Consider the following 3924-nt stretch of genomic DNA (forward strand, 5'->3'; position numbering starts at 1 on the left):
GAGCCGGTGCTGGCCCGGGCCCGGGCGGCCAGGCAGGCGGGTGCCCATCGCTTCTGCATGGGCTGGGCCTGGCGTGAGATCCGCGATGGGGCGCCCTTCGAGGCGATGCTGCAGATGGTGCGCGGCGTGCGCGCGCTGGGCCTGGAGGCCTGCGTGACCGCCGGCATGCTCAGCGATGCCCAGGCCGCCCGGCTGGCCGAGGCGGGCCTCACCGCCTACAACCACAACCTCGACACCAGCCCGGAGCACTACGCGCGCATCATCAGCACCCGCACCTACCAGGAGCGGCTCGAAACCCTGGCGCGGGTGCGGCGGGCCGGGGTGACCGTCTGCTGCGGCGGCATCATCGGCATGGGCGAGGCACTCAGCGACCGGGCCGGGCTGCTCGAGGTGCTGGCCAACCTCGATCCCCACCCCGAGAGCGTGCCGATCAACGCCCTGGTGGCGGTGGAGGGCACGCCGCTGCAGGAGCAGCCGCCGCTGGATCCCCTGGAGCTGGTGCGGATGGTGGCCACGGCCCGGATCCTGATGCCCAGCAGCCGCGTGCGGCTCAGTGCCGGCCGCGAACAGCTCAGCCGCGAGGCCCAGATCCTCTGCCTGCTGGCCGGCGCCGATTCGATCTTCTACGGCGACACCCTGCTCACCACCGGCAACCCCGACGTGGCCGCCGACCAGGCCCTGCTCGCCGCCGCCGGCGTGATCTGGAGCCCGAAGCTCTCCGGGGCCGTGGCCCAGGCCACTGGCGATGTGGTGCCCGTGACGGTGCTGGTGGATGTGCGCGGCGTGCCCGTGGCCGACCCTGCCGGCCTGATTGAGGCCGCCAGGGCCGAGGGCAAGGTGGCGATTGTGATCCGCAACCAACCCCACGGCTCGGTGGATATCGAGCGCATCCAGCCCCTGCAGCGGCGCCTGCTGGCCGTTCAGCCGGATGGTTCCGTGGTCACGGCCACTGATCCCACCGGCCGCGACTTCAGCAACCTCGACGCCCGCTTCGTGCTCAAGGCCCAAGGCCGCAAGGCGAGCGGCGGCGTGGTGTTCGGCAACCAGACCGTGAAGGTCGGAGCTCCGATCGAGATCGAGGGCCAGGGCTACCGGGTCAACGGCAACGTCACCGGAATCGCCATCGAGGAGGGCTGACATGCCTGGTTTCAACCGCCGTCTGACCCGCCTGGCCCCGGGTCTCTCTCTGGCCCTGCCCCTGAGCCTTGGCCTGCCCCTTCTGGCCAGCGCCGCCCAGGCCCAGTCCAGGCCGGCGATCAGGGCCTTCGAGCTGGAGCCGGCCCCCCTGGCCCAGCTGCCGGCGGCGCCACCGCCGATCGGCCTGCCCAAGCTCCAGACCCAGGTCAGCTGTCCAGCCCTGCAGCAGCGGGTTCAGAGCGTGCTGGGTGGCGAGGCCGGTGTCTGGAGCGTCACGATCGCCGATGGCCGAGGCCAGCTGCTGGCCGATGTGAATGGCCTGCGGCCGCGGGTGCCCGCCTCCAACGCCAAGCTGGTGAGCACCGCCTACGCCCTCGATCGGCTGGGGCCGGACTACCGCCTCGCCACCCGCCTCTGGCGCCTTCCCGATGGCTCCCTGCGGCTCACCGGCGAGGGCGACCCCGATCTGGCCCTGCCCCAGCTGCAGCGGCTCACGAAACTGGCCATGGGCTCCGGCGGCTCCAGTGGTCAACCGGGCTCTCAGGTGCGCCTGCAGGTGGCCGAGGAACCCAAGCAGGCCTGGTGGCCGCGTGGCTGGAGCGTCGATGACCGCTACTACGCCTACGGCGCACCGATCACCCGGTTGGCGGTGACCAGCAACGCCATCCACGACTCGGTGCTGAACCCACCCTCACGGCTCCAGACCCTGATGCAGCGCAGCGCCAGCCAGCAGGGCGGCAGCCTCCAGGTGGTGTTTGTGGCCGCCACCAACCCGGTTCCCGCCGAGGCCGTGCTGCTGCACCAGGAGAACTCGGCGCCCATGCACAATCTGCTCAGCCTGGCCAACACCGAGAGCCACAACTTCACCGCCGAGGTGTTGATGCGTCAGGCCGCCGGCAGCTGGAACCTCACCCAGGCCCAGCAGCTCACCACCCAGTGGCTGGCCCAGCAGGGCGTACCCATGCAGGGCGTGCGCGTTGCCGATGGCAGTGGCCTGGACCGCACCAATCGCCTCACCAGCCGTTCGGTGACGGCCCTGCTGCTGCGCATGGACCAGCACCCCTACAGCAGAAACTACCTGGCCTCAATGGCGGTGGCCGGCCAGCGCGGCACCCTGCGGCACCTCTACAAGGGCACCCCCCTGCAGGGCCAGTTCTTCGGCAAAACGGGCACCCTCAGGGGCGTGCGTTCGATCAGTGGGGTGCTGCTCACCAGCCGAGGCCCCCGCTACGTGAGCGCGATCAGCAATGGATCCGGCAACCCCAACACCCGCATCGGCCAGCTGCTGCGCCAGGCGCAGCAGACCCAACTCTGCCCGGCCTGATCAGCCGGCCAGCTGGCCCAGGCGGTTGGCAAGCCGGCGGCGGCGACCACCGCCGCCGATCGCCGTGGGCTCGGCCGTTGCGGCCGCCTTGGTGGTGTCCTGCTGCATGTCGGGGGTCTGCAGGCGCACCAGCTCGCGCCGGCCACTCACCACCACCTGGTTGAGCTCCTTCAGCCGGCCTTCCAGCTCGCCGAGTACCTGTTCGGCGTAGCGGTTGGCGCCCTCGCTGATGCCGGCGGCTTCCTGGCGGGTGCGGGCAATGGCGGCGTCACATTGCTGCTGAGTCTGCTGGCGGAACTGCAGAGCATCGTTGTGGAGCCGCTCGGCTTCGGCCTGGCTTTCGCGCTGAACGCGCAGGCCCTCCTGCCGCACCTGCTCCAGCTCGGCCATCGCCTGCTGGCGGTTGCGCTCGTGCTGCTCGATCAGCACCTTGTTGCGCTCAGCCGCCTCCTGTTCCAGCTGCTGACGCCTGGTGGCGAACTGGTTCTCCATCTGGGCCAGGCGGGTCTGCTGCTCCTGCTCGGCGCTGGCGGCCTGCTGGCGGATCTGCATCATCAGGTGGTCGCCCTGCTGGCGGGCCTGTTCCCGCATCTCGGCGGCCTGCTTCTCGGCTTCCTGCCGCACGGAGGCGGAGCTGATCAGCTGTTCGCGCTCCCGCCTGGCCACCGCCACGATCTCCTCGGCCTGCTTGCGGGCCTGAGCGATGAAGTCCTCCCGTTGACGCAGCAGATCCACGGCCTGGGTCAGCTGGCTGGGCAGGGCCTCCCGCACCGCATCGATCACCTCGATCGCGTCCTGCTCATTCACCAGGCGGCCGCCGCTGAACGGCACCCGGGTGCCCTCCAGCAGCAGATCCTCGATCTGGTCGATCTGATCGAGCACCGTGATATTGGCTTCAGCCATGGCTGGACGTCCCGCATTACGTCCGATTAAAAAGCCTGGAGAGGTCTTCCGCCACTCCAGACGGCACCATGTGGTGCACATCACCGCCGAAGCGGGCCACCTCCTTCACCACCGAACTGCTCAGAAAGCTGTGGTGCACGGCGGTGGCGAGGAACAGCGTCTCCACCCGGGGCTCAAGGCTCTGGTTGGTGTGGGCGATCTGCAGCTCGAATTCGAAGTCGCTCAGGGCCCGCAGGCCGCGCAGGATCACCTGGGCGCCATTGCGACGGGCGCACTCCACGGTGAGGCCGTCGAAGCTGCCCACCTCCACCCCGCTGAGCGTGGCCGTGGCGGTGCGGATCTGCTCGAGTCGCTGCTCAAGCGGAAAGGCCGGCTGCTTGCCGGGGTTCTGGAGCACGGCCACCACCACGCCATCGAACAGGCGGCTGGCCCGCTCGATCAGATCGAGGTGGCCGAGGGTGAGGGGGTCGAAGCTGCCGGGGTAGAGGGCGCGCATCCGGCCAGCCTATGGGTGAGGCCAGCTCCATGCCTGCCCCCTGCCGGGTTTCTAGAGTTGGGAT

At 70.0% G+C, this 3924-nt stretch carries 4 protein-coding genes; 2 read left to right on the forward strand and 2 right to left on the reverse strand.

Annotated elements, in window-relative coordinates:
• Both bioB and dacB read left to right on the forward strand, forming a co-directional pair.
• Positions 1-1137, forward strand: a 1137-nt coding sequence (bioB, locus tag IQ216_RS12350; RefSeq protein ID WP_193815695.1) for a biotin synthase BioB, incomplete at its 5' end; no start/stop codon positions are given.
• Position 1138: 1 nt separating this feature from the next.
• On the forward strand, positions 1139-2461 hold the full coding sequence (gene dacB, locus IQ216_RS12355; RefSeq protein WP_193815696.1) for a D-alanyl-D-alanine carboxypeptidase/D-alanyl-D-alanine-endopeptidase: 1323 nt from the start codon (positions 1139-1141) through the stop codon (positions 2459-2461).
• Here dacB and IQ216_RS12360 read toward each other — a convergent pair whose 3' ends face one another.
• A complete protein-coding gene (locus IQ216_RS12360; protein ID WP_193815697.1) occupies positions 2462-3364 on the reverse strand; it encodes a hypothetical protein in 903 nt (300 codons plus the stop codon).
• 16 nt (positions 3365-3380) lie between these two features.
• Complete coding sequence (coaD, locus tag IQ216_RS12365) at positions 3381-3860, reverse strand: pantetheine-phosphate adenylyltransferase (RefSeq protein WP_193815699.1); 480 nt, start codon at positions 3858-3860, stop codon at positions 3381-3383.
• Positions 3861-3924: the final 64 nt, after the last annotated feature.

It is taken from the genome of Cyanobium sp. LEGE 06143, assembly GCF_015207535.1.
Taxonomy (GTDB): Bacteria; Cyanobacteriota; Cyanobacteriia; order PCC-6307; family Cyanobiaceae; genus NIES-981.